The organism is Rheinheimera aquimaris, from assembly GCF_020531985.1.
Classification (GTDB): domain Bacteria; phylum Pseudomonadota; class Gammaproteobacteria; order Enterobacterales; family Alteromonadaceae; genus Alishewanella; species Alishewanella aquimaris.
In genome coordinates this window covers 670843-695131 of record NZ_JAJAVQ010000002.1, presented here as the reverse complement: position 1 = coordinate 695131, position 24289 = coordinate 670843, and the positions used below count along the sequence as shown (strand labels likewise).

General features: G+C 49.6%; 23 protein-coding genes and 1 riboswitch. Of the genes, 10 read left to right on the top strand and 13 right to left on the bottom strand.

Annotated features, from left to right (window positions below):
• Window positions 1-177 precede the first annotated feature (177 nt).
• Window positions 178-2301: a S9 family peptidase gene (locus LHL18_RS08075; protein WP_226766523.1), complete on the bottom strand. Its 2124-nt coding sequence runs from the start codon at window positions 2299-2301 to the stop codon at window positions 178-180.
• A 186-nt stretch (window positions 2302-2487) separates the two neighbouring features.
• On the opposite strand from LHL18_RS08075, the gene LHL18_RS08070 reads away from it, so the two are divergent.
• Complete coding sequence (locus tag LHL18_RS08070) at window positions 2488-2670, top strand: MerR family transcriptional regulator (protein ID WP_134052473.1); 183 nt, start codon at window positions 2488-2490, stop codon at window positions 2668-2670.
• Here LHL18_RS08070 and LHL18_RS08065 read toward each other — a convergent pair.
• Genes LHL18_RS08065 through LHL18_RS08050 form a run of 4 tightly spaced genes read right to left on the bottom strand, consistent with a single transcriptional unit; the run spans window position 2665 to window position 6486 of the window.
• Window positions 2665-3525 carry a phosphotransferase gene (locus tag LHL18_RS08065; protein ID WP_226766522.1) on the bottom strand — a complete coding sequence of 287 codons (861 nt, stop codon included), beginning with the start codon at window positions 3523-3525 and terminating at the stop codon, window positions 2665-2667. The two genes, LHL18_RS08070 and LHL18_RS08065, sit on opposite strands and share 6 nt — an antisense overlap.
• Complete coding sequence (gene pnuC / locus LHL18_RS08060) at window positions 3477-4106, bottom strand: nicotinamide riboside transporter PnuC (protein WP_226766521.1); 630 nt, start codon at window positions 4104-4106, stop codon at window positions 3477-3479. Before pnuC ends, LHL18_RS08065 begins: the two co-directional genes overlap by 49 nt.
• Entirely contained in the window at window positions 4103-4351 is a 249-nt protein-coding gene (locus LHL18_RS08055) for a YkoF family thiamine/hydroxymethylpyrimidine-binding protein (RefSeq protein WP_226766520.1), read from the bottom strand. The genes pnuC and LHL18_RS08055 overlap by 4 nt, the downstream gene beginning before the upstream one ends.
• Window positions 4352-4398: 47 nt before the next feature.
• Window positions 4399-6486: a TonB-dependent receptor gene (locus tag LHL18_RS08050; RefSeq protein WP_226766519.1), complete on the bottom strand. Its 2088-nt coding sequence runs from the start codon at window positions 6484-6486 to the stop codon at window positions 4399-4401.
• A gap of 39 nt (window positions 6487-6525) precedes the next feature.
• Window positions 6526-6624: riboswitch (TPP riboswitch) on the bottom strand.
• Window positions 6625-6775: 151 nt separating this feature from the next.
• Between LHL18_RS08050 and LHL18_RS08045 the strand changes: the two genes are divergently transcribed.
• Window positions 6776-8131 (top strand): hypothetical protein, encoded by a 1356-nt coding sequence (locus LHL18_RS08045; protein ID WP_226766518.1) that lies wholly within the window; start codon window positions 6776-6778, stop codon window positions 8129-8131.
• Window positions 8132-8262: 131 nt separating this feature from the next.
• Here LHL18_RS08045 and LHL18_RS08040 read toward each other — a convergent pair whose 3' ends face one another.
• Together LHL18_RS08040 and LHL18_RS08035 are read right to left on the bottom strand one after the other, a co-directional pair.
• A complete protein-coding gene (locus tag LHL18_RS08040) occupies window positions 8263-9435 on the bottom strand; it encodes a hypothetical protein (protein ID WP_226766517.1) in 1173 nt (390 codons plus the stop codon).
• 43 nt (window positions 9436-9478) lie between these two features.
• The gene (locus LHL18_RS08035) at window positions 9479-11122 is read right to left on the bottom strand and encodes a methyl-accepting chemotaxis protein (protein WP_226766516.1); all 1644 of its coding nucleotides are present in this window, start codon (window positions 11120-11122) and stop codon (window positions 9479-9481) included.
• A gap of 160 nt (window positions 11123-11282) precedes the next feature.
• Here LHL18_RS08035 and LHL18_RS08030 point away from each other — a divergent pair, with 160 nt between their 5' ends.
• The 5 genes from LHL18_RS08030 (at window position 11283) to LHL18_RS08010 (ending at window position 16728) form a co-directional block, all read left to right on the top strand.
• Window positions 11283-11612, top strand: coding sequence for a metalloregulator ArsR/SmtB family transcription factor (locus tag LHL18_RS08030; protein ID WP_230818450.1), 330 nt, complete (start codon window positions 11283-11285; stop codon window positions 11610-11612).
• Between the two features lie 11 nt (window positions 11613-11623).
• A complete protein-coding gene (locus LHL18_RS08025) occupies window positions 11624-12634 on the top strand; it encodes an ArsJ-associated glyceraldehyde-3-phosphate dehydrogenase (protein ID WP_226766514.1) in 1011 nt (336 codons plus the stop codon).
• 3 nt (window positions 12635-12637) lie between these two features.
• Window positions 12638-13834: an organoarsenical effux MFS transporter ArsJ gene (arsJ, locus tag LHL18_RS08020; RefSeq protein WP_226766513.1), complete on the top strand. Its 1197-nt coding sequence runs from the start codon at window positions 12638-12640 to the stop codon at window positions 13832-13834.
• 60 nt (window positions 13835-13894) lie between these two features.
• Window positions 13895-14758, top strand: coding sequence for a cation diffusion facilitator family transporter (locus LHL18_RS08015; protein ID WP_134052491.1), 864 nt, complete (start codon window positions 13895-13897; stop codon window positions 14756-14758).
• Between the two features lie 68 nt (window positions 14759-14826).
• Entirely contained in the window at window positions 14827-16728 is a 1902-nt protein-coding gene (locus tag LHL18_RS08010; RefSeq protein WP_226766512.1) for a putative bifunctional diguanylate cyclase/phosphodiesterase, read from the top strand.
• A gap of 3 nt (window positions 16729-16731) precedes the next feature.
• Here LHL18_RS08010 and mgtE read toward each other — a convergent pair whose 3' ends face one another.
• A complete protein-coding gene (mgtE, locus tag LHL18_RS08005; protein WP_134052495.1) occupies window positions 16732-18075 on the bottom strand; it encodes a magnesium transporter in 1344 nt (447 codons plus the stop codon).
• Window positions 18076-18237: 162 nt separating this feature from the next.
• Here mgtE and LHL18_RS08000 point away from each other — a divergent pair, with 162 nt between their 5' ends.
• The 3 genes from LHL18_RS08000 to LHL18_RS07990 all read left to right on the top strand — a co-directional run bounded on the left by LHL18_RS08000 (window position 18238) and on the right by LHL18_RS07990 (window position 21600).
• A complete protein-coding gene (locus tag LHL18_RS08000; RefSeq protein WP_226766511.1) occupies window positions 18238-19038 on the top strand; it encodes a DUF432 domain-containing protein in 801 nt (266 codons plus the stop codon).
• A 12-nt stretch (window positions 19039-19050) separates the two neighbouring features.
• A complete protein-coding gene (locus LHL18_RS07995) occupies window positions 19051-19899 on the top strand; it encodes a mechanosensitive ion channel family protein (RefSeq protein WP_226766510.1) in 849 nt (282 codons plus the stop codon).
• Between the two features lie 84 nt (window positions 19900-19983).
• Window positions 19984-21600: a BamA/TamA family outer membrane protein gene (locus LHL18_RS07990; protein WP_226766509.1), complete on the top strand. Its 1617-nt coding sequence runs from the start codon at window positions 19984-19986 to the stop codon at window positions 21598-21600.
• 1 nt (window position 21601) lies between these two features.
• Here the strand turns inward: LHL18_RS07990 and mutM are convergent, their stop codons facing one another.
• The 5 genes from mutM to radC form a co-directional block, all read right to left on the bottom strand.
• The gene (gene mutM, locus LHL18_RS07985) at window positions 21602-22411 is read right to left on the bottom strand and encodes a bifunctional DNA-formamidopyrimidine glycosylase/DNA-(apurinic or apyrimidinic site) lyase (protein WP_226766508.1); all 810 of its coding nucleotides are present in this window, start codon (window positions 22409-22411) and stop codon (window positions 21602-21604) included.
• 2 nt (window positions 22412-22413) lie between these two features.
• Window positions 22414-22893 carry a hypothetical protein gene (locus tag LHL18_RS07980; protein WP_226766507.1) on the bottom strand — a complete coding sequence of 160 codons (480 nt, stop codon included), beginning with the start codon at window positions 22891-22893 and terminating at the stop codon, window positions 22414-22416.
• Window positions 22894-22988: 95 nt separating this feature from the next.
• Complete coding sequence (rpmG, locus tag LHL18_RS07975) at window positions 22989-23144, bottom strand: 50S ribosomal protein L33 (protein ID WP_008219722.1); 156 nt, start codon at window positions 23142-23144, stop codon at window positions 22989-22991.
• Between the two features lie 11 nt (window positions 23145-23155).
• Window positions 23156-23392, bottom strand: coding sequence for a 50S ribosomal protein L28 (rpmB, locus tag LHL18_RS07970; RefSeq protein WP_040551802.1), 237 nt, complete (start codon window positions 23390-23392; stop codon window positions 23156-23158).
• Window positions 23393-23556: 164 nt separating this feature from the next.
• Window positions 23557-24231 carry a RadC family protein gene (gene radC / locus LHL18_RS07965; protein ID WP_134052507.1) on the bottom strand — a complete coding sequence of 225 codons (675 nt, stop codon included), beginning with the start codon at window positions 24229-24231 and terminating at the stop codon, window positions 23557-23559.
• Window positions 24232-24289: the final 58 nt, after the last annotated feature.

The following is a 24289-nucleotide window of genomic DNA, read 5'->3' as shown; positions in this document are numbered from 1 at the left end:
GATAATAATTCTTATTAACTTCGGAGCGGCACTTTATGCCAAACACACACTTATTGCAAATGATAATTGATCTTATTTGCAATTAATTACCTTTAAAAGGAATTTTATTACCCAGAAAAGAATAAGCCGGGCAATGGCGCCCGGCTTATTTAGAGTGTTAGTAAAGCGGTATTCGCTTTAGTCCTTTTGGCCCAGTAGGTTAAGAATAAAAGCATATTCCTGTGCATACTCAGCCAGACGCGAAAAGCGGCCGGATTTACCGCCGTGCCCGGCTTCCATATTGACTTTAAATAGCAGCGGGTTGCTATCTGTTTTATGAGTACGCAGCTTCGCTACCCACTTGGCCGGTTCAAAGTACTGTACCTGCGAGTCATGCAAACCTGTGGTCACCAGCATCGCCGGATACGCCTGTTTGCTCACCTGATCGTAAGGTGAATAGGCCAGCATATAGTCGTAGTAAGTTTTTTGTTTCGGGTTACCCCACTCATCAAATTCGTTGGTAGTCAGCGGAATACTCTCATCAAGCATCGTCGTGACTACATCAACAAAAGGCACATGCGCCACCAGCGCGCGGTACTTTTGTGGCGCCATATTGGCCACGGCCCCCATCAGTAAACCACCGGCACTGCCCCCCATACCAAATACCTTGTCTTTGGCCGCATAACCTTGCTCAACCAGATAATCGGTCACCGCGATGTAGTCGGTAAACGTATTGGTTTTATGCAGCAACTTACCATCTTCGTACCACTGCCGGCCCATTTCCTGGCCACCACGAATATGGGCAATAGCATACACAAAACCACGGTCAACTAATGAGAACACGGTGCTACGGAACGACGGATCCATCGAACTGCCGTAGGAGCCATAGGCGTACTGGTATAAAGGTGCTAAACCATCGCGTTTAAAATCTTTTTTATACAGCAGCGACACAGGTACTTTTGCACCATCTGCCGCTGTGGCCCAGACGCGGTCGGTTTTATAGCTATTTTTATCAAAACCGCCCAGCACTTCAGTTTCTTTAAGTAACTGCTTTTCGCCGGTTTTCATATTCAGCTGGTATACGCTTTGTGGTGTAGTCAGCGAGGTGTAGTTATAACGCAGCCAGTCTGTATCCTGCTCGGCATTTCTTTCAAAGGCGGTAACATAAGCCGCCTCATCAGAAGCGACGTAAAATGCTTTATCAGGCGCGTTCCACGGTACAACCTTTAACCGGCGCAAGCCTTCGCTACGCTCGTTAATGGCCAGATAGTTGTTAAACAACTCAAAGTCTTCAATAAACACTTTGTCGTCATGTGCCACCAGAGGCTGCCATTTTTCACGATCGCCAATATCGTTATCAGCTACCGTCATCAGGCGGAAGTTAGGTGCATTCCAGTCTGTGCTGATAACCCAACGACCATTAATGTGGCCAGCTGAATACTGAAAATCACGCTGCCGTGGTGCCAGCACGTTAAAGGCGCTGTCGGGCTTAGCCGCATCCTGCACCCACATTTCACCCGACACTGTGCTACTTAAAAAAATAACCACATAATTGTTGTCACCGGTATTGCCCACACCCATGTAAAAGCTGTTGTCTTTTTCTTCATACACCAGTTTGGCGCTGGCAGCATCGTTACCCAGCTTATGCTGCAAAACTTGGGTGCTCAGCAGTGTAGTCGAGTCGTTTTTCACCACATACAGTGTTTTATTGTCTTTGGCCCAGGCAATGCTGCCAGACAAACCGGTTAACTGATCCGGTAGATCCTGTCCGGTGCGCAGATCACGTACTTTTAACGTGTACTGACGCCGGCCATTGGTATCTTCCATGTAAGCCAGCAACTGCTGGTCCGGGCTGACCTGCATGTTTGCGACCTGATAAAAGTCCTTACCGGCAGCCAACTGGTTAACATCCAGCATAACCTGCTCGATACCATCCTTTAACGACTTGCGGGCATAAATTGGGTATTCCTTGCCCGCTTCATAGCGGCTGTAATAGCTAAATTCGCCTTTATTATAAGGAACCGAGCTGTCGTCCTGTTTAATACGGCCAATAATTTCAGCGGTCAGTTTATCCGTCAGCGCCTGATAACCACTGCTGTAATGGCTGAAATAATCATTTTCGCGCTGTAGATAATCGAGCACTGTTGGTGATGTGCGGGTATCGTCGCGCAGCCAGTAATATGGATCCTGGCGGTTACCATGAGGCGACTTTACAGTGTAAGGTTGTTGCACTGCCACAGGTGCAGCAAAGTCTTCGGCACTCAGCCAGCTGCTGCTGAGGCAACTGACACCAAGCAGCAGGCTTATCATCGTTTTTTGCATGTTAATTCTCCAGGTAATATCGGCAAAAATTAACATGAAAATTACACTTAGCCTATTTGAGGCACAATAAAAAGTGTAACCGGTTATGTTTGTCTGCTGATATGATAACTGACAGCAGTTAGCCTATTCACAAATGGCTGATTTTAAGCTATTACTTCTAGGTTTATTACGTATAAGGAAAACAACATGGCGTTAATGACAGTTGAGCAGGTAGCAGAGTTTCTTGGTGTACAAACGATCAGAGTGGAACGTCTGGCACGGGAGAACCTGTTGGTACCGGCAGAGAAAGACGCCGCTGGTAAGCCGCTGTTCAATGAAGACGATGTAAAGCGTTACAAAACCCTGGCCGAACGCTTAGGTGGCTTATAGCGCTAAGGTTTGCAAGCGCTGTTGCCAGCGCTTAGCTTGCTTTTCGTATACAGGCTGTGCCTGATACCACAGCCAGCAAAACCCGCTATACAGCTGCTTTGCCGCATTAAGTTTGCCCGTTAGTATTTCTGTCAGTTCCGGCTGTTGCCGCAAGCCGGCATATTGCAGCAGCATGTCTTGCTCTTGCGCCGCTGATAACCCGAAATGCAGACTTACCGCCGCCAGATCCAGGCTGCTGTCGGCCAGTTGGCTGTACTCAAAATCAAGCAGCCAGAGTTTATGCTGAGCAAACAACAAATTACCTGCATGCAAATCAAGGTGGCACAAAACGGTATCCGGCGGCAGTTGCAGCAGGCATTTAGCCGCATGTTGCAGCTTAGTCACTAAAATGATGTCTGTTTTTGACAGCACCACCGCCTTGCTTAACTGCTGCAGATAAACACCAGGCTCCAGCACCGGTGTCTGTACAGATAACTGATGAAAACTGGCCAGGGCTTTTAGCAGTAAATCCAGACCATGTGCAGTAACGTCAAACGCCACGCCCTGTGCAATGAAGTCGCTTAACATGACCTGATAATGATTATTCAGACATAGCGGAGCCGGCGCCAAACCCTTTGCTGCTGCCGCATGCTGGCAGCGCAGCTCCTGCTGCCGGCACACCGCCGACTCTGCCGGATAGCAGCGCAGCACATACTCGCCACGCGCGGTTCTGACATAGTAGCTTTGGTTGCTTTCACCGTGGGATAGCGGCCGTACCTGCAACAAAGGCTGGCTGACAAAAAACTCCAGCCGCTGGCATAGCCGCCTTACAGACTCAAGTTCACTGCCGGTTGTTGCTGATAATGACTGCGCCAAATAAAATATCCTGCAATCGCGATAACCGTATACAGCATAAACAAGCCTGTGAGGAAATACAGATGTTTTTGGGCATAAACGTAAATTGATACGGCATCAATAACCACCCAATACAGCCAGTTTGATACCAGCTTGCGCGCGACCAGTAAGGTGGCCATTACGCTAAATACTGTGGTTTGCGCATCGATATAGGCAAAATCTGCACTGGTGTGCTCGGCCATCAGTGCACCAAGCCCCCAGCCCACCAATGCGGTAATACCAATCAGTATCACATGATATTGCCAGCGCCACTCATACACCGGCCCACGCTCACCTGGTGCACTTTGCCGTATTTGTTGCCAGCGCCACCAGCCATACAGCGCCATACCGGCATAGTACAACTGTAACAACGCATCAGATAACAAGGCTGATTGCCACATAACATGGGTAAACAACACCGTGCTGAGCAGCGCGGCTGGCCAGCACCATAAGCTTTGCTTCAAAGCCAGTATCACATAAGCCAGCGCCAGCACAGTGGCAGTAAGCTCAATGCTATGCATCAACTGCCACTGTGCTATGGCCTGGCTTAGCAGTTCATTCATGGCCGCAAGTCACCGTGAATAAATTTACAGACAAATACCACTTTGCCGTACTGTTCAAACGACCAGCGGATACAGGCTTGCAAAGCCTGCATCACGGCGTCGTATTCACCAAATAACTGTGTACTCATGGTATTGGTTAACACCTTAACATCAGGGTATTTATTCAGTTCAGCAATAAAACCTTTAATCGGCGTAATATAGTCTTCTGCCAACGGGTACTTACTTATTTCGACTGACAATTGCATAATCTTCTCCTTATCAATACTTGTTGAATGTGTCATCAGTATTGTGTTCAGAATTGATAACTGGCGGTCACGCCAAAACGGCGTGGCTCAGCGAATTGCTCATAAACATGTGGTTCGTATCCGTCACGCGGATCGTTACCGAAGTAAAAACCCCGTACACCGATATCCTGATCCAGCGCATTACGGGTCCACAGTGCCAGCTCCCAGTTGTTCAGCTGATAACTCAGGCGGGCACCCAGCAATTCGTAGCGCTCTGATTGGGCGTTGTGGCCATCGGAGTAATAAAACGCGTCTTTACCCTGCAGACTGATGTTAAACAGCAATGCGTCAGTGATATACCAGTCTGCTGCCAGGCTGTACTGAAAGCGTGGTGCCTGAGCCTGTTCACGGCCACTGAAATCGTCACCCTCTAACGTAATGTAGTTGCCCAGCTTGGTTTTCAACCAGCTGGCAGACAACGACACGGCCAATTGCGGGTTCAGCTGCAAGCGGTTTTCCATTTCAATACCATAGTTGCGGCCACTGCCAGCGTTATCGATAAAACCGGCAAACTGCGGGCCACTGTCCGGGTTCAGCCAGCCTTTAACCTGCATATCATCACGCCACATATAAAATGCTGCGACCCGCGCCGTAATACTCTGGTCCAGCGCACTGCCTTTTACACCCAATTCGGCGTTGTACAAGGTTTCCGGTTTAAAACTGGCTTTGCTTAGCAGTTCGGTTAAATTGCCGTCGGCCGCTTTTGACAGTGCATCGCCGTTAACGCCGCCGGCTTTATAGCCACGCGATGCCAGCAAATACACCAGCGCCTGCTGATTTACCTGATAATTCAGACTCAGCTTAGCGCCCCACATCGTATCGTGATTTTCAATCGCATTGCCGCTGCTGTCGCTGTATTCATCATCATAACGCTCCAGTCGCAAACCAGAGACCAGCGTCCAGTGGGTATTTAATGGTATAGACAGCTCCCCGTACAGTGCAGCATTGGTGCGATTTAACGCACTGACAAAACTATCGGCCTGCCATAAATCCCAGTTCCAGAACTGACGGGTTAAATCGAAGCTTTTATTGGCTGCATACAAGCCAAAAGCCCAGTCACTGTTACCAAGTTTACCCTCAGGCGTAGAAATAAAACGGTAATCCAGTGTCAGCTGGTCGCGGTTACGCAGATAACGATCGGTGGTCGAGTACTCATCAGGATGAATGCCGGCATAGCTCCAGTCCTCATCAAAACCGTAGTCACTGTCAGCAGTCAGCCAGCTTAGCTGCGCCAGCACGGTGGCAAACGGCAAACCGCTGTAATCAGCCTGTAATGCCACAGCTTTGCTGCGGATTTGGTCTTGCCCCGGCTCATCCGATAAGGTTGTGCGGTTGCGATCCAGCGAAAATGCATCGTAACCGTTATCCTGGTCAACAAAATGCGTTATCAGCTGTAGCGCCAGCGTATCCAATGGCTGGTAGCGCAACTTAAACCGGCCGGTAAATTCATCGATATTGTTGGTGTCATCACGGTTAAGGTAAGCATTGTCGATAAAGCCATCAGAGTATTGCTGCTCCAGTGCCAGGCTGTAACCGACCTGCTCATTCAGGCTGTTACTGAACTGACCGGCCAGTTGACGGCTGTCGTAATTGGCTAACGTCGTGCTGAATTTACCTTCAGGCGTTGCTGTTGGCCCTTTTGTTGTCAGATTCACCATGCCCGCCAGTGCGTTGGCACCAAAGCGCGTTGCTTCCGGGCCGCGGAACACTTCAAGCTGAGCCAGATCACTGATGCCACTGATACCTAAGCCAGAGTATTCAATACCGTCAATCAGAATACCGACCGACGGGTTAATGGTATCGACAAATTCACTGCGCTCACCAATACCGCGCACCTGAATATAGCGCCCGCGCGAGGCACCCGCGGTAAAGTTGACGTTGGCAAACTGATTGAGTAAGTCATCAAGATGCTGTGCAGATGTGCGCTTGACATCCTGCTCACTGACAACAGCAATACTGCCGGATAATTGTTGCACCGACTGCTGACGAAAATCACCCTGTACGGTGATGCGCTCGACTGATGATTCGGCCTCATTGGCCTGGATAGCAAAACTGCTGCCGACGGCAACAGCAAGTAAAGACGGAAGTAAACGCATTGTTGTATGAATCTCCAAAACTTCAGAGATCACACCAGCTTGAGGAGTTAGCACCATCCCTCCGCCGGTATAATCCGGATCAGGTTCTAAGGGTTTGCCTGTAAAGGCATCTCAGCAAAAGCACCCCTTGGTTGCGCGGCAAGTGTAAAGCTTTTTGTATATAGCTGCAATGCTAAAGCGCAAGCCAACACTTGAGCCTCACTTTGTAAATAATTTTATTTCTTGCGCTTAATATTGTCCTGAATATTACAGGCTCGTTATGATTACGCTTCAATTTTAAGGAGAATGTATGAAAACAACACGGAGAATAGCAACACCATTCCTGATTGTGGCCAGTAGCTTACTGGTCGCCTGTGGTGGTGGCTCTGACAACGGTGGGTCAAACAATAGTGGTGGAACAGGCAACTCGGGTTCAAACGATACCGTAACCCTAAGCGCGACAGTGATACACCCCACGGTTTGCAACACTCAAGTGCCGGCGACAAACGCTGAATTAGTGGTTTATGACAATAACTGGGCAATTAAAAGCCGTCACACACCTGATGCCACCGGAAAAATTAATGCGGTTATCCCCAAAACAGACTTTGTTAATATAAGCCTCATTACCAATGACGGCGAGGGCAGCGCGCGCAGAATTAGCGTCAACACTTTCACTCAGCATCCCGTAGGGGATTTAGGTATATTTCAAACTGCTGACGTATCAGCAGACGGTTGCGAATGTCAGACTACGAATTTAACGGTCACGACAGGGCAATGGTTAGAATATCCACCGCAATTGATCGGATATAATTCGAACAAGGCCATAGCGCCACACAATACATTTTTTAACAGCTATGAATTCAATAATGTCGAAATCTGTCGTGTAGCAGGCGGTAACTGGCCAACCCTATATGCTGCTACACATTGGAGCGAAACACCCCGGACAGCGGGCTATTTATCGAATTATGATCCTTCAGATGAACTGGTTATTGATTTAGAATATTCCCCTACGACCTACTCTGCTAACTTTGATCCTGCAGCCTCGTCTACCAGCGTCATGCATCATTTTGGCGATGCCTATATCTCTTATAGCGCCCCGGGTTCATCATCAGATATCGAACTATTTGATAATTTTCCAGATTTCAATGCCGTAAGCTTGAGGGTGTATGACAGCTACAGTAATTACTATGAAAACATAGAAGTGCGCCAGGGCAGAACGCAGCGCTACACAGTAGCTGCGCCATACAGCAGTACTGTAAGTGTTACGCTACCGGATTCAGAAGAGCAAGAGAAACTGATGCAAGCTATGCTGGCCTGGTTGAGCTCGGATAGCAACAATTATGATTTGAGTAATATTAATAATTTTGAAACTTTTTTCGCGACACTAACAGCAACATTAACTGATGGCAGCAGTTATACTCAGACATTCTATGGCCCTAACCGCGGCGTTATCCCCGAAAATGTCCTGCCAACAGATTATGGTGTAGAGGCCTTGCTGAATGAGGAAAGTATAACTTTTTATTTCAGTATGATCCGTTATGGCGAACGACAAAGTTATCAACAATATCTGGCAAGCAGCGTTACCACCAGCAGATTGACGCTGACCGAACGTTTATTAGGTAACCGTAGTCAATATAGTTCGATCTTTGTAGATATTTCTCAATAACTTCATTCCGAGCGGCGATATATCGCCGCTTTTACCCGTCCCGTTACTTTATCTGATGTTTTATAGACTTTGCAGTTACTATCTCAATGCATTGCTACCTGAATGCAAGCCATCGGAATGAAAATTTCAGTTTAGGGGTTAGTAGCGCTGTGGCGGCCTGAAGGCTGCATCTGTTCGCGGAAACGTTGCCTCAATGTAGCCATAAACAGCGACTCATCGGGTACAATAATTTTTGGAATCAATGCCTTAACTAAAGATTCAGCATGATCAGCACCAAAAGTACAACGTAGTTTGATAAACTTGTCCTCAGCAATGAACAAGTAAGTACTACTTGGAAGTGATTCAATATCTTCAATTGTCAGTTCAAAATAACTGCCATGAAAGTCTCCGCTCTCGTGCTGCCAGCTTATTGTTTTTGCTTCCTGTAATTTCATAATTTTATTTTGCTGTTGGTAAAACAACTGCAGTTCCTTGCGAACATTCTCCAACTCATCGTGCATCACAAGGCTGGGTTCTTGCCAGTCAGTGCGTCGGATCGGATAAACAAAAACATCTATGTAATCATCTATAAAGTTCTGATTTATATACCTCAGCTGTGTGCCCGCCAAAGGGTCATTGTATATGTGCTGACCCGCCAACTGAAAATCACCTAGTTGTGCAGGTGCTTTTAATTGCTGGAGATAATCGCTGTCTTGTAACGCAGACAATAAAAAGGCGCCGCTGAATACCTGTTGCTGCTCAATGTCACGTAAAAAATAAGACATCAGTGTTTGGGCAAAATGCTGTGCACCTCCGTCAGGTTTGTGAAATAACGACATGGTATGACTGAATGGCACATCATAACTAAACCGTTTTAATACCAGATCCCGCCAAAGCACTGTGACTTCGGCCTTCACCGAGAATTCGTTGGTTACAGGCAACAGCATCAAAGTTGCGCCAGCTACTGCAGCTTTTGTAATATCAGCGGCAGTTTCCCGCGACATATTCGCAGTACTTACCAATACCTGATAGTCTGTGCCTTCTCCGGCGAACATCACGCGTTCAAACAAGCCGGAACCATACAGTTGCTGCCAATACAAGCTGGCATCAAACTGGTTTATCTGACAATGTTGCATCACCGAATCATCAGCAAACTGCAAACACTGCTGATTTAACTCTGCAGTTGGTCGGGTAATAAAAAAACTAACAGGCGGATACACTGTTCCAGCGTTTTTATCGTAGCTGGCGACATTGTTGTTAGACGTACTGACACATGCAGTTACCAACCCAACCAACATAAAAATAATGAAATAACGTGATGCCATCCCTGTTTACCGCAATGTGACAGTTTCGCACAGTATTAGCTGTTCATTGCCGATGAGCAATAGTGAACTGCTGCCAGTCGTCATTTAATTGCATCGCCAGCAAGCTTAATTGTTCGCTGGCATCAGTGGCGCGCTCAGCGCCGTTACTCAGCTGGGAAATGTCATCATTCAGCAGGTGTATGCTACCGGCAATGTCTGCTGCTACGCTTTGTTGCTGCGCTGTTGTCGTCGAAATACTACTGTTGGTTATAGCGATATGTTCCACGGCCGCAGCAAGCTCGGCAAAGCGCTGTCCGGCGTCCTGGGCCAGTTGTACATTACTTTCAGCCTGGCCGTGAGCGTCCTGCATCGCATCCATCGCATTGCTTGCCTGCTGCTGCAGCTTGCTGATCATCGCATGAATAGACTCTGTTGCCTGCTTGGTATTGGCCGATAACGTGCGCACTTCGTCAGCGACGACAGAGAAACCACGGCCGGCTTCGCCTGCTCTGGCGGCTTCAATGGCGGCGTTAAGTGCCAGTAAATTAGTTTGTTCGGAGATTTTGCGGATGACATCCAGCACAGATGAAATCTGGCCAGACTCCTGCTGCAACTGCTTCACAACGGCAGCGCTATGATTAAGCTGCTGCGCCAGTGCGGTAATACCCTCTGCACTACCGGTTGCTACTGCACTGCCTGCGCTACACAGCTGCTCAGCCTGCTGGGCAGCTGAAGCTGCTTCTCTGGCATTAGCCGCGACCTGCTGTACTGTTGCCGTCATTTGCTCCACTGCAGCAGCCAGTTGCCCGGCTTGCTGTGCCTGACGGCCGGCGCCCTGACTGACATCTTCACTGCTCTGAAACACCGATTCGGCCTGTTCGCTAAGGGCAGTAGCGCTGCTGCCCAAACGGGCAACAAGCTGTTCGAAATGACTGATCATATGGTTAAGCGCCTGCGATGCCTGCGCTATTTCGTCGCTACCGCTATCATTGGCGCGTAGGCTTAGATCCGAGCTTTGTTGCACCTGCTTTAACATATCACGCAGTGCCCACAGCGGCCGGCATACCGAGCGTTGCACCCGCCAAACCAGAAGGCTAATCATAAGCAGCAGCACAATGCCCGCAAGCAGGTAAGCCAGCACCAGTTGTGCAGTAAAATGTGCCGCTTCATCCCGCACAACAGCGCCAGCGGCCAATTGCTGCTGAATAAATCCTTCGGCAAGCTTAGCAAAGCTGGTTATACGCAATTCAATTTCATTGTTGACAGTAGATTCGTTCAAAATACGTACTAAAAGTGCATCACTGCCAGCGTAACTTATCCACTCCTGATAGTGCTTAACGGCTTTTTCAAACGCTTGATCCAGCGCGGTGTAATACTCTGTGTCTGCCATCACCGGCCGGCTTTGTACAAAGTTCTGCCACTGCTGTGTGGCTTGCTCCAGCTGGCTTTTGATGGCTTGCTCGGTTGCTTCAGCAGACGCCCAGCCGGTGCGGTATTTACGGATGTCCTGCAATGCACTTTGTTGCAGGATCTGCTGCACCGCCATCACATCAGACAAAATAGCCAGATGATCACTGTAAAGCCGGTTAAACAAGCGGTCTTTATGTTGCACACTGAAAAATGCTGCCATCAGCACCAGCGCGACCAGCACCAGAGGAATCCCCCCCAGCAACAATACCCGGGATGAAATTTTCAGCTTCGACAACATAACGGCTCCACTTTGCAAGGCTTTGACGCGCGCAGTGTAAGTGTCACAGATGATATTTATGTGACAACCTGAGGCTGGTCGCTACTAGACTGATCGTCATCAAAATGTCATATTCACCGCGCATCATTACATGCGAAAAAACAGATATAGTAAGTTAACTATGCAGCCCCTAACCCTTTACAAAGCCATTGCCGATGGCACCCGCCTCAAAGCAGTGTTACTGCTGTGCCAACAGCCAGAGTTATGTGTCTGTGACCTGATGCAGGCACTGGGTGAGCCTCAGCCTAAGGTATCGCGTCATCTGGCACTGTTAAAAAAGGCCGGCCTGCTGCAGGACAGAAAGCGCGGCCTGTGGGTATTTTACCGCTTGCATCCGGCATTGCCGGCGTGGGCGGAAATGGTGCTGCGCCAAACGCTGGCACATAACCCGGAGTTCATCCGCGACAATATCGCAAGTCTGGCTAACCGCCCGGCCGTCACCTGTTGCTAAGGAGTACTGATATGACAATTAAAGTAGGTATAAATGGCTTTGGCCGTATTGGTCGCCTGGCTCTGCGGGCAGCGTTTGACTGGCCTGAAGTAGAATTTGTACAGATTAACGACCCGGCAGCCGATGCCGCCACGCTGGCCCATTTGCTTAATTTTGACTCTGTGCACGGTATCTGGCATCACACTGCCGTGGCAGAGGGCAATAACATCGTGATCAATGGCAAAGCGGTGGCAGTTAGCAGTAATAAAGCCATTGCCAATAACGACTGGTCAGGTTGTGATGTGGTGATTGAAGCCTCTGGCAAAATGAAAAGCACGGCGCTGTTAGAAGCTTATCTGGCACAAGGCGTAAAACGGGTTGTGGTCAGTGCACCGGTAAAAGAGCCGGGTGTGCTCAATATAGTGATGGGGGTTAATCATCAGCTGTACAACAAACAGCAGCATCGCATCGTCACCGCGGCCAGCTGCACGACGAATTGTCTGGCACCGGTGGTTAAAGTGATCCATGAAAAGCTGGGCATTAAGCACGGCAGCATGACCACCATCCATAACTTAACCAATACCCAGAGCATTCTGGACACACCACATAAAGACTTACGCCGCGCCCGCGCTTGTGGCAGCAGCCTGATCCCCACCACTACCGGTTCAGCCAGCGGCATTACCGAGATTTTTCCTGAGCTTAAGGGCCGGTTAAATGGCCACGCTGTGCGGGTACCGTTGGCGAATGCCTCGTTAACTGACTGCGTATTCGAAGTAGAACGCGCAACCACCAGCGATGAAGTGAATGCCCTGCTAAACGCAGCTGCAGAAGGTGAATTAAAAGGCATATTAGGTTACGAAACCCGGCCGCTGGTGTCGGTGGATTATAAAACCGACCCAAGGTCGAGTGTCATCGATGCCTTATCTACGCTGGTTATCAATGGCACTCAGGTGAAAATCTATGCCTGGTACGACAACGAGTGGGGTTACGCCAACCGCACCGCTGAGCTGGCCAGAATGGTTGGCCTGCAGGATAAAACCTAAGCTATGACAAAACCACTTAGCCCGGCGCTGAAACAGTACCTGCTGATCACCGGCAATTACTGGGCTTTTACCCTGACAGACGGCGCCCTGCGTATGCTGGTAGTGCTGCACTTTTACAGCCTGGGTTACAGCGGCCTGGCCATTGCCATGCTGTTTTTGTTTTATGAAATTTTTGGCGTTATTACCAACTTGGTTGGTGGCTGGCTCGGTGCCCGCATCGGCCTGAATAACACCATGAATATTGGCCTGCTGCTGCAAATCCTGGCACTTGGCATGCTATTGCTGCCAGCACAGTACTTAGTTGTGCCGTGGGTCATGGCAGCCCAGGCGCTGTCAGGCATCGCCAAAGACTTAAATAAAATGAGTGCTAAAAGCAGTATCAAACTGCTGGTGGCAGACAACGCCCAACACACCTTGTTTAAATGGGTCGCTGTCCTTACCGGTTCAAAGAATGCCCTGAAAGGGGTAGGCTTTTTTATCGGTGGTTTACTGCTGAGTTTATATGGTTTTAACACAGCAGTTCTGCTTATGTTACTGATGCTTAGCTTAGTCTGGTTATTAAGCGTATCGCAGCTTAAAGCCGATTTGGGTAAAAGCAAAACCAAACCTAAATTTACTGAGCTGCTGTCAAAAAGCAGGGCTATTAACCTACTTTCGGCTGCGCGTATGCTGCTTTTTGGCGCCCGGGATGTCTGGTTTGTGATTGCCCTGCCGCTAACGCTGGCCAGCCAGTTTGGCTGGAGCCACTGGGCAGTGGGCAGTTTTCTGGCACTTTGGGTGATTGGCTATGGCGCGGTGCAAAGCGTCACGCCTGCTTTGACAAAGTCACCGCCGGGCGGGCGCAGCTTAACACGCTGGGTGATACTGCTTAGCGTGATACCGGCACTGATTGCACTGGCATTATGGCTGCAGTGGCACAGTGAGGCTGCGCTTATTGGCGGCTTGCTGCTGTTTGGCGCTGTGTTTGCGGTTAACTCGTCTTTACACAGCTATATGATTATCCGCTACGCCAAAAGTGATGGCGTTTCACTGGACGTCGGTTTTTATTACATGGCAAATGCCATGGGCCGCTTACTGGGAACTGTGCTGTCTGGCTGGCTGTATCAGGCTTACGGTCTCATTGCCTGCTTGTGGGTCTCCTCTGCCCTGCTGGCAGCCACAGTGCTTGTTTCTTCCAGGCTGAGCAAACACCAGGCATGACTTTGTTCTTCACCTGCTCTACACTGCAATAAGCCGCTGATAACACTCTGGAATATCATTATGTTTAGCCTGCGACCACGTCAGCTACTGCTATTGTCCCTACTGGCTGCATTTGCCACTATGGCGCTAAAAACGCTGGCCTGGTATTTAACCGGCTCGGTCGGCTTTTTATCAGACGCCATTGAGTCATTGGTGAATGTGGCCGGTGCCGGTTTTGCCCTGCTGATGGTCAGCATAGCGCGCCGGCCAGCGGATGACAGCCACCCTTATGGCCACAGTAAAGCCGAGTATTTATCGGCTGCATTTGAAGGCGGCATGATTTTTCTGGCGGCAGTGGCCATTTTGTTTACCGCCGCAGAGCGCCTGATCAACCCTCAGCCCCTCGCCACACTGGGGCTTGGTACAGCGCTTACCGTTCTGGCCAGCCTGATAAATCTGGGTATTGCATTGCTGCTATTGCAAGGCGGCAAGCAGCACCATTCTCCCGCACTTGAAGGCGATGGCAAGCACCTGCTGACAGATGTCTGGACAACTGCTGGCGTGGTGGTTGGTGTAGCCCTCGCAGCCATGACAGACATGCATTGGCTTGATCCGCTGGTCGCGATTGCCGTCGCACTGCATATTTTGTATGAAGGCGGCGGTATCTTATATCGCGCCGTCAATGGCCTAATGGATAAAGCGCTGCCTGATGAGACCATACAGCAACTTGAACAAAGCTTGCAGGTATTTGCCAGTGCCGATGTACAGTTTGTTAACCTGCGAACACGCGCCGCCGCCACCTTACGTTTTGCCCAGGTCGATATGCTGGTTCCGGGTAACTGGAGCGTACAGCAGGCTCATCAGCTGGCAGATGAAGTGGAGCTGGCAGCTCAGCAGCTAAAGATTGAACTGGTGATCCATATTGAGCCGGCACTGACCGGCTAACTGGTTTTTTTACTATTCAGCGCTACAGTTAATCAGACATAGCTAAAATAAAATGGCGTCAGCGCAGTATGCCAGACAACTTTTCAGCCATCACTTATACCGCTGCGATAACAGATAGCGCCGATTTTCAAAGGCAGTTCAGTTATTTTCGTCTTCGCCGCTTGCTGCAGATCATCGGTTTCACGTTGCTGGGGCTGATACTGGCGGTGGTGGTGTCATCAGGCGCAACCCAATTACTCATCCTGTCAGGCTGTATCGCTTTGCTTGTCGCCGGCGGTTTTGCGCTGAAGCAACAAGCCTTGGTATCCGCCTATATATTGTTATGGTCTATGGCGTTAATGCTGTCGGCTTTGGCTTATACCTCTGGCGGCTTACGTGACCTTGCTCTTTTAGGATACCCCGGCTTATTGGTTTACGCCGCTATCCTCGGCAGCGTTGGTTTGTTTTATTCGCTGCTGCTGTTTGTCATGCTGTATTGTACTTTTTTAACCTGGCTTACCTTAAGTGGTTATCTGCACCCCTTCATTCCGGCTCTGGGTTGGCAACATCTGGTATTTGTTGCTGTGATTATGCTGGTAACAGGTTTCAGTGTGTTTCTGATGGTAAGAGATATGCGCCAGCTGATGCATTCGTTGCAGCTGGAAAACGCTAAAGTACGGATCAACCGGCGCGAAATAGAACGTTTGGCCCACCATGACCCGTTAACCGGTTTGCCTAACCGGATCTTAGGTGAACAACTGTACCATCAGACACTGAGCTATTGCCTGCAACAGCAGCGCCAGCTGGCGGTACTATTTTTGGATCTGGATAACTTTAAACCGGTAAACGATTCATTGGGCCACTCTGCCGGTGATGTGCTGCTGCGTGAACTGGCAACCAGACTGAAAAATACGCTGAGCGCCGATCAGCAGGTTATCCGTTTTGGCGGCGATGAGTTTTTATTTCTGGTGCCCTGTGTCGCCGATAATACCGCATTGAATACGCTGGCGTTACAGCTGATAACCGAAGTTGCCAAACCTTTTAATATTATGCAGACCAGCGTTACCGTTTCCGGCTCTATCGGTATCTCACTGGCCCCTGCGGATGGCAATGAGTTTAATGTACTGTGCCGTAAGGCCGATTTAGCCATGTACAAGGCAAAAGAGGATGGCCGTAATACCGTGCGCCAGTACGACGACAAGCTGGATCAGGATAACGCCGATAAATTTAACCTGCAGCAGCATTTGCGTCAGGCCATCAGACAACGCGCCTTTGTGTTGTACTATCAGCCGCAGGTTGACCTGCGCAGCCAACAGATCATCTCGGTTGAAGCTCTGCTACGCTGGCCGCAGCCCGACGGCAGTTTCATCAGCCCGGCAGAGTTTATTCCACTGGCAGAGCAATGTGGTCTGATTAGCGAGCTGGGAAACTGGGTGTTGGCCGAAGCTTGCCTGGCTTGTGCCCGTTTACGCCAGCAAGGCTTCAGCCAGCTGCGGGTTGCGGTAAATTTATCTTATGTACAGTTTAAAAATGAGCAGCTGGAGCTGACCATTCAGCACGCGTTATTGGATGCCCGTTTACCCGCCAGTGCGTTAGAGCTGGAACTGACAGAGTCATTACTGATAAGTGATACCGAACTGGTGCAAAAACAGCTGAACAACTTAAGCAAGTTGGGCGTAACCTTCGCTATCGATGATTTCGGCACCGGCTACTCTAACCTCGGCTATCTGCGCAGTTTTAATGCCACTACACTCAAAGTTGACCGCTCTTTTATCACGTCGCTTGGCGTATCATCACGCGATGAACCGCTGATACAGGCCATCATCAATATGGCCAAAGGGCTGGGGCTAAAAACAGTTGCTGAAGGTATAGAAAATGAAGCAACAGCACAGTTACTGACCCGTCTGGGCTGCGATGAAGGCCAGGGGTATTACTGGTCGCCCGCAGTGCCTGAAAACAAGCTGCCAGCTTTGCTTCAGACCCACGGCTAATCGTTACAAACCCAAATACCAGGTCGCGATGGAGAAGTACAATACGACGCCGGCGACGTCGGCAATAGAGGTAATCAGCGGGCCACTGGCGGTTGCCGGGTCAAGGTTAAAGCGGCTTAGCAAAAACGGTAGCGACAAGCCAATTAAACTGCCGGCCAGCACCACTAACATCATGGTCATCGCCACCACCATGGCAATATCATAGCCGCCACGCCACCAGCCAAGGCCAACTACTGCCGCCGCCATGGTAAAGCCAAGCAGACCTGCGACCAGACACTCCTTACCCAGCAAGTAGCCCCAGTCACGTAATTTAATGTCACCTGTTGCCAGCGCCCGTACCATCAGCGTACCTGACTGCGCGCCGGCATTACCGCTGCTGCCAATCAGTAGTGGTAAGAAAAACAGCAAGGCAACGTGTGTTGCTATAGTACCTTCAAAATACGCAATGCCGGCACCAGAGAATATATTGCCAAACACCAGGATCACTAGCCACAGCACCCTTTTACGGTACAGTAGGAAAATACCGGCATCTTTAACACTGCTTTCCAACTTACCGATAGTGGCGGTTTTATGAAAATCTTCCGTGGCCTCTTCTGCTGCGACATCCATTGCATCATCATAAGTTACGATGCCAACCATCTGGTTTTCACTGTTAATAATCGGCAGCGCCAGTAAGTCATATTTAGCGATCAGTGCCGCGACTTCCTCCTGCGGCATATCAACACTGGCGTAAATAGGGTCATGGTTAACCAGCTCATCAATCGGCATGGTGACCGGAGCCAGAATAAGATCGCGCAGCGACACCACGCCAATTAGCTGACGGGCTGCATCGACTACATAAGCCGAGTAAATGGTTTCTTTATCCGGCGCTTCGCGGCGCAAAGAGTCCAGGGCCTGGGCCACCGTCAGGTCCTGCGCCAAAATGGCATAGTCAGATGTCATGATGGCACCTGCGGTACCTTCTTCATGCGATGTCAGCCGCAGCAGGTCTTCGCGTTCTGCCTGCGCCAGCGCCGGTAACAACGTTTCACGCTGCTCGTCACTTAAGCGGTTAAATAAATCGGCCCGCTCATCTGACGACATCTGGCGGATGATGGGTGCCAGCTTACGCCGGCTGATGCTGATAGATAAGCTAACCTGCTCTTCTGCGGGCAGATAGCCAAACACTTCTGCCTGCTCAGCGCGCGGCAGTACTGTCAGTAAAGTCCATAAATCGTTTGGCGCAAACTCCACCAGCGCGCTGGCTAAGTCAGCCGGGTGCACATCATCCAGTTGCTCACGCAACTGTACAACGGTACCTGATTCCAGAGCATTGCGAAGTGTGGCGATTAGTGCTGGTAATTCCATAGCAGTGTCACCCTCCGCAGTTGTAAATTAACGTATTGCTGAATAAGCAAAAATTGGCGCTATTTTATAAAGCCTTGCTGTGAATCTCAACTGAATATCACCTTGGGTACAGACTATGCTTCTTGCTAAGATAGCGCCATCAAGCATGAAAGGTGTGATCAAATGCCAAACAAGCAGAACGAGCAATGCGCCTGGTGGCTACCACAAGAAGTTGCCATCAACGCCTGCCGCCACTACCGGCTGGGCCCGCTGCATATTTATTTACAGCGTCAAAGCCAGCAATGGTTGCTGGCCCATGAATATAGTACAGAAGAGGTGTTACAGGTACCGTGTCATGCTGAAGTCAGCATGATCCCCGTGCACTTAACCAGCCAGCGCTACCTGATAAATCAAAGTCAGGCCAGCTACCAGCTGTTACCGCGTTTGATGGACAGACCGGTTGTGGTCAAAACCCTGCAGCCGGTTAACCTGCCACCGAATGAGCAAACCACCTTGTATATCAGCTCGCCGGTAACGTTAAGTGTAATGCTGAAGGGCCCGGATTTACTGTTGCAGAATATAGCCGTGCAGCGACTGTCCGATACCTGGTTTGGCCCTTCAACTCAAGTTGGGGAGCTGTGTTATGCCGATAAAACCCACGCCCGCCACGCCAAAACGGAGTTATCTGTGCGATCACACCGGGCGGTCACGCCGGTTACGGTGCATAACCATTCAACTCAGATGCTGTCGATAGATAAGCTCAGCATACCGGTACCCTTTCTGGCATTGTATGCCTTGCCTGACGGCAGCTTATGGACCGATCCGGTGACACTGAGCCACGAAGGTTTGCAGGCATTGGCGCATTTTCGCACCGGCAAGTTATCTGCGGCTGAAGCCATAGGCGCCACTCTGCTGTCGGAACCGATACAAAAGCCGGAAAAGCACAGTCTGGTGCGTGCTTTTACCGATATATTCAGTGATTAATCCGGGGGCTTTATGACAGAATCATTTTTACACTGGTTGCAAAGCGAGCATATTGACCACCTCATTAAAGCCTCTGTTTTACTGCTGGCCGGTTTTATCTGTGCCAGTATGGCATCACGCGCCGTCAGCCGTTTTTTCAGTAAAAACTTCTCCCAGCACCATATCGTATTGTTTAAACGGCTGCTGTACTGGCTGATTGTTGCGTTGTTTGTCGCGTCGGCTCTGAAGCAGCTTGGCTTTTCACTAAGCGTACTGCTGGGTGCGGCCGGCGTGTTGTCTGTAGCGCTGGGTTTTGCATCTCAAACCTCGGCGTCAAACCTTATCAGTGGTTTATTTCTGATTGGTGAGCAGCCGTTTAAACTTGGCGATACGATAAAGGTAGGCAATACCACAGGTGAAGTGCTATCGATTGATTTATTGTCGGTAAAACTGCGTACTTTTGATAACCTGTTTGTACGCATTCCAAACGAAACCCTGATTAAAAGCGAAGTAACAAACCTGACCCGTTTTCCAATCAGGCGTTTTGACCTGCTGTTGGGTGTTGCTTATAAAGAGCAAATCGCTGTTGTGCGCAAGGTGCTAATGGATGTCGCTGATAAAAACCCGTTGTGCCTGGACGAACCCAACCCGATGTTCTTATTTCTTGGTTTTGGTGATTCTGCACTGAACATCCAATTTTCGGTCTGGAGTAAACGGGAGAACTTCCGTGATTTACGCAACAGCCTACAGGAAGAGGTAAAACTGGCGTTTGACAAAGCCGGTATAGAAATCCCCTTTCCCCAGCGTGTGGTGTATCTGAACCACGCCACAGATGACAAAACGCAACCTCAGGAAAATGATAAAGCAGCCGATAAAACATAAGCTAAATATCTGACGCCTAACAAGGTTAATGTTACCTTAAGGTTAGTAAACTACACTCGACTGATGCCTGCAATGGAGTGACTTATGAAATTAGCTGTCAGCTCAGCCCTACTGCTGATCTCTGCCGGATATGCCCGCGCAGAGTGTCAGGCTGTTGCCGATAATCAGTTTCTGGTCAACGAGTCTGACGTCACCATACATAGTGTCACTTACAGTCCCAATAATGTATTTGACCTGACCGACAAAGATTCTTTCTGGTTGCATGAGTTCGCTAACTACACCCATACCGTTACCCGCGAGTCTGTGTTGGCAGATGATTTGCTGTTTCAGGCAGGCGATAAGCTGCATCTGGACGATTTAGCTGAAACAGAACGTTTATTGCGCAGCCGGCGCTACCTGCGCGAAGCTGAGGTACGCATCAGCCATTATTGCGCTGACAGCAACAGCGTTATTGTCAATGTTGCCACCTGGGATAACTGGTCGTTGCTGCCCACGCTGGATTTCTCCAGCGAGGGCGGGCGCAGTAAAAGTGCTATCGGTTTTGAAGAAGATAACCTGCTTGGCACCGGTAACCGCTTAAGCCTGGAATATAAACACGAGAGTGAGCGCACCGGCCTGGGTTTTATGTTCTTCTCGCCGAATATGTTTGGTAGCTTTTGGAACAGTGCCTTGGGCTACAGTAAAAACAGTGACGGCAATAACTATCAATTGAGTGTGCAAAGGCCATTTTACCGTTTAGCATCCCCTTGGGCATTGGGCTTTGAAATAAACCGGGTATCGGAAGATGTAATCGAGTACGATGCCGGTGATGAATATAACCGCTACCAGCGCCAGCATAATCATGCCAAAGCCGAGTTCGGTTATAAGCTGAACATCAGCGGCAATAATATTCACCGCCTAAAAGCGGCAGTCGAACTGGATAACTTCAAGTTCTATGAAACCAGTGAGACGCTATTTGGCGCGCCGCAAAACCGCAATTTAACCGGTTACTGGCTGGAGTACGAGTTTATTCAGGCAGATTACAAAAAACTATTTAATATTCAATCATTTAATCGTACAGAAGATTTCAATTTTGGCTGGCAGCTCAATGCCCGGCTGGGTCAGTACAGCAAACCTCTTGGTGCTGATGATAATGCAGTATTCTGGCAGCTTACTGCAGCAAAAAACTGGCAACTGGCAGATGATCTTTGGTTGCTGTCTGACGCCAGCTGGACACAACGCGAATTTGAGCAAACGCAGTATTTATTCAGTACCCACTGGCAACTGGTGAAACAGCTTAGCGATTACAGCAGCTTAGTGGGCAAACTGGCTCTGGATAAAGGCGAAAACCTGTTTCGTGATGAACCGCTGTATATCGGCGGCGAAGATCAGCTTCGCGCTTACCCGGAATACTTTCGCAGTGGCGAATCCCGTACCGTTGTCACGGCAGAATATCGCCGCTATACCGACTGGTCACTGTGGCAGCTGTTGGATGTTGCTTTTGCCGGCTACATAGATGCAGGTAAAATCTGGCAAACTGACGAGCAGGATGCCAATACCTCTTCCGGCGGCACTCTGGTCGGCATAGGCGGCGGCGTGCGTTTGCTGTCGAATCACTCCAGCCGCGGCACGATGATCCATATGGATATCACTAAGGCACTCACTGACAACGATAATCTGAACTCCGTTGAATTTCGGGTTACCGCCACCAAGAGTTTCTGAGCTATTGCTGGCAACTGGCGCAGAATACCGTGCTGCGCTGCCCCAGGCGGATTTCTGTCAGGTCTTTACCACAACTGACACAAGGCTGGCCTCCACGCCCATATACCAGCAGCTGCTGAGCGAAATAGCCGGGCTTACCATCTGCCTGGCTAAAATCTTTCAGTGTCGTACCACCTTGCTTAATCGCGGCAGTCAGTGTCTCTTTTATTACTGGCAACAGCCTCGCAAGTTGAGTGTCAGTCACCTGCTTTGCCGGTTTCGTTGGTAAAATACCGGCTTTAAATAGCGCTTCGTTGGCGTAGATATTCCCCACACCCACAACCACATGATTGTCCATCAGCACCAGTTTCACTGCACTGTTACGTTTGGCAAAAGCAGCCTGTAAATGCGCAAGGTTAAACCTATCGCTCAGCGGTTCAGGGCCCAGGCTGGCCAGCAACGGGTGAACTTCACCTTTGGCTTGCCACAGCACAGCGCCAAAACGGCGGGTGTCGTTCAGCCGCAACACTTTGCCACTGCTTAACAACAGATCGATATGGTCATGTTTCGTTGCCGGCGTATCAGCTGGCACCACTTTTAGATGCCCGGACATGCCCAGATGCAAAATAATATCGCCTGCAGGCAATTGAATTAACAGGTACTTGGCGCGGCGCGTGACCGACAAGATCGGCTGATCAAGCTGTGCTATGACCTCATCCGGCACCCACCAGCGCAGCTGACGTTGACGGGCAACAACCTTAACTAAGCGCTGATTATCAAGATACGGGCTAATACCCTGACGGGAGACTTCAACTTCTGGTAATTCCGGCACTGTTACTCCGCACTATCGATTAAAAACAACTGAGCTGCCTGTGCAGCAGTTAACAGATAAAACTGACTCTGCCCAGCCTGTTGTAGCAAATATTGCCCAGGTTCAGCGGAGGGATATAACAACCAGATGAGCGGCGCTGTTTGCCCTGCCAGCTGCACACTGGCCTGGGCAACGGGAACATGGCTTTTGCTGTCATGCTCAACGTCAACCGGTGTTAAGATCGTATGCTGCCAGGCCATTGCCAGCTTGGCGGCATCTACCGCTTTATCAGCAGCCGGCTGTAAACGCCATACACTGCCTGCCTGAATAAGCCGCAGCTCACCCAGCGCCACCATTAATAACTGACTATCTTCCGGTACCAAACGGTGTTCATCGGCAGATAATTGCTGCAGGCGCTGCGGAATACCATAGAGTACAAACATCAGCACCAGAACGGCGAAAATAAGCACATTGTTCCAGTTGCGGCGGGACAGTTTAAGCATGCGCGGGGCCAAACGTGATTAAACAACAGAGGCATAGTAGCCGAGGCGGGGCCTAAAAAGCAAAAACCCGGCGTTGGCCGGGTTTCTGTGTTCGATTACTTGATTTTCGCTTCTTTGAAAATCACGTGCTTGCGCACTTTAGGATCGAACTTTTTGATTTCCATTTTTTCTGGCATGGTGCGCTTGTTCTTCGTAGTTGTATAGAAGAAACCGGTACCAGCAGAAGAAACTAAACGGATTTTATCGCGCATTTTTTATTTCCTTACACCTTGTGACCGTTAGCACGCACTTCGGCTAATACCGCATCGATACCTTTCTTATCGATGATGCGCATACCACGGGTAGAAGTACGTAATGTAACAAAACGGTTTTCGCTTTCAACCCAGAAACGGTGAGTTTGCAGGTTAGGCAGGAAACGGCGCTTAGTAGCATTGTTGGCGTGTGAACGACGGTTACCCACCATCGGACCTTTGCCAGTTACTTGGCACACTCTAGACATGTCAATAGTTCTCCAAAATTACATCAGCTCGAGCTGTCATCACCCTTCCGGCCAAGAAGGTTGCCCCAAAACAAGAGGGCGCAATTTATACACGAATTAAGGCCGCTATTCAAGCTAAATCTTTTTTCGCGCACAAGGATCCGAGCGGGATCCAGTCCCGATCTTCACAGCCAGCCACGTTCAGCAAAGGAGATCACATCGGCATCGCCAACAATAAAATGATCTAATACTTTGATATCAACCAACATTAAGGCCTGAACTAAGCGTTCAGTAATTGCCCGGTCAGCCCGGCTGGGCTCGGCAACGCCTGATGGATGATTGTGTGCCAGAATAACAGCGGCTGCATTATGCGCTAATGCCTGCTGAACTACAATACGCGGATACACTGGACTCGCATCTATTGTGCCGGCAAATAAGGGTTCAGCTTTAATAAGGCGGTGTTGGCTGTCTAAGTACAGCAACAGAAAGACTTCCCGCTGCTCTGCACTTATTGCATGCTGCAGATAACGTTTAACAGTGGCAGGTTCAGTAAAAATGGTTTCGCGCTGCATCTGTTGTTGCAGATAACGCTTACTCAGCTCCATCACTGCCTGTAACTGCACAAACTTGGCCTGACCCAAACCTTTGGCCGAACAAAAATCTGCCTGGCTTGCGCCCAGTAAACGCTTAAGCGAACCGAACTGCTCCAGTAATTGCCGCGCCAGTGTTACTGCATCGGTGCCGGCAATACCGGTACGTAAAAATATCGCCAGCAGCTCTGCGTCAGATAACGCTATAGCGCCCCTGTCCAGTAATTTTTCCCGCGGCCGCTCGGCGGCAGGCCAATGGCGAATACTCATGCAATCACTCCCTGAATTGATGCTGAATTTATGTTTCCATGCTATCTTAACGCCAGAT

Bases quoted from the DNA above. Each gene is read 5' to 3' on its own strand.
- LHL18_RS07995 (WP_226766510.1), top strand. From the start codon at position 19,051: ATGACAGAATCATTTTTACACTGGTTGCAAAGCGAGCATATTGACCAC.
- LHL18_RS08030 (WP_230818450.1), top strand. From the start codon at position 11,283: ATGCAGCCCCTAACCCTTTACAAAGCCATTGCCGATGGCACCCGCCTC.
- LHL18_RS08070 (WP_134052473.1), top strand. From the start codon at position 2,488: ATGGCGTTAATGACAGTTGAGCAGGTAGCAGAGTTTCTTGGTGTACAA.
- LHL18_RS08050 (WP_226766519.1), bottom strand. From the start codon at position 6,486: ATGCGTTTACTTCCGTCTTTACTTGCTGTTGCCGTCGGCAGCAGTTTT.
- LHL18_RS08045 (WP_226766518.1), top strand. From the start codon at position 6,776: ATGAAAACAACACGGAGAATAGCAACACCATTCCTGATTGTGGCCAGT.
- arsJ (WP_226766513.1), top strand. From the start codon at position 12,638: ATGACAAAACCACTTAGCCCGGCGCTGAAACAGTACCTGCTGATCACC.
- LHL18_RS07980 (WP_226766507.1), bottom strand. From the start codon at position 22,893: ATGCTTAAACTGTCCCGCCGCAACTGGAACAATGTGCTTATTTTCGCC.
- LHL18_RS07990 (WP_226766509.1), top strand. From the start codon at position 19,984: ATGAAATTAGCTGTCAGCTCAGCCCTACTGCTGATCTCTGCCGGATAT.
- rpmB (WP_040551802.1), bottom strand. From the start codon at position 23,392: ATGTCTAGAGTGTGCCAAGTAACTGGCAAAGGTCCGATGGTGGGTAAC.
- LHL18_RS08025 (WP_226766514.1), top strand. From the start codon at position 11,624: ATGACAATTAAAGTAGGTATAAATGGCTTTGGCCGTATTGGTCGCCTG.
- rpmG (WP_008219722.1), bottom strand. From the start codon at position 23,144: ATGCGCGATAAAATCCGTTTAGTTTCTTCTGCTGGTACCGGTTTCTTC.
- LHL18_RS08000 (WP_226766511.1), top strand. From the start codon at position 18,238: ATGCCAAACAAGCAGAACGAGCAATGCGCCTGGTGGCTACCACAAGAA.
- LHL18_RS08010 (WP_226766512.1), top strand. From the start codon at position 14,827: ATGCCAGACAACTTTTCAGCCATCACTTATACCGCTGCGATAACAGAT.
- mgtE (WP_134052495.1), bottom strand. From the start codon at position 18,075: ATGGAATTACCAGCACTAATCGCCACACTTCGCAATGCTCTGGAATCA.
- LHL18_RS08055 (WP_226766520.1), bottom strand. From the start codon at position 4,351: ATGCAATTGTCAGTCGAAATAAGTAAGTACCCGTTGGCAGAAGACTAT.
- LHL18_RS08040 (WP_226766517.1), bottom strand. From the start codon at position 9,435: ATGGCATCACGTTATTTCATTATTTTTATGTTGGTTGGGTTGGTAACT.
- pnuC (WP_226766521.1), bottom strand. From the start codon at position 4,106: ATGAATGAACTGCTAAGCCAGGCCATAGCACAGTGGCAGTTGATGCAT.
- LHL18_RS08035 (WP_226766516.1), bottom strand. From the start codon at position 11,122: ATGTTGTCGAAGCTGAAAATTTCATCCCGGGTATTGTTGCTGGGGGGG.
- radC (WP_134052507.1), bottom strand. From the start codon at position 24,231: ATGAGTATTCGCCATTGGCCTGCCGCCGAGCGGCCGCGGGAAAAATTA.
- LHL18_RS08075 (WP_226766523.1), bottom strand. From the start codon at position 2,301: ATGCAAAAAACGATGATAAGCCTGCTGCTTGGTGTCAGTTGCCTCAGC.
- LHL18_RS08015 (WP_134052491.1), top strand. From the start codon at position 13,895: ATGTTTAGCCTGCGACCACGTCAGCTACTGCTATTGTCCCTACTGGCT.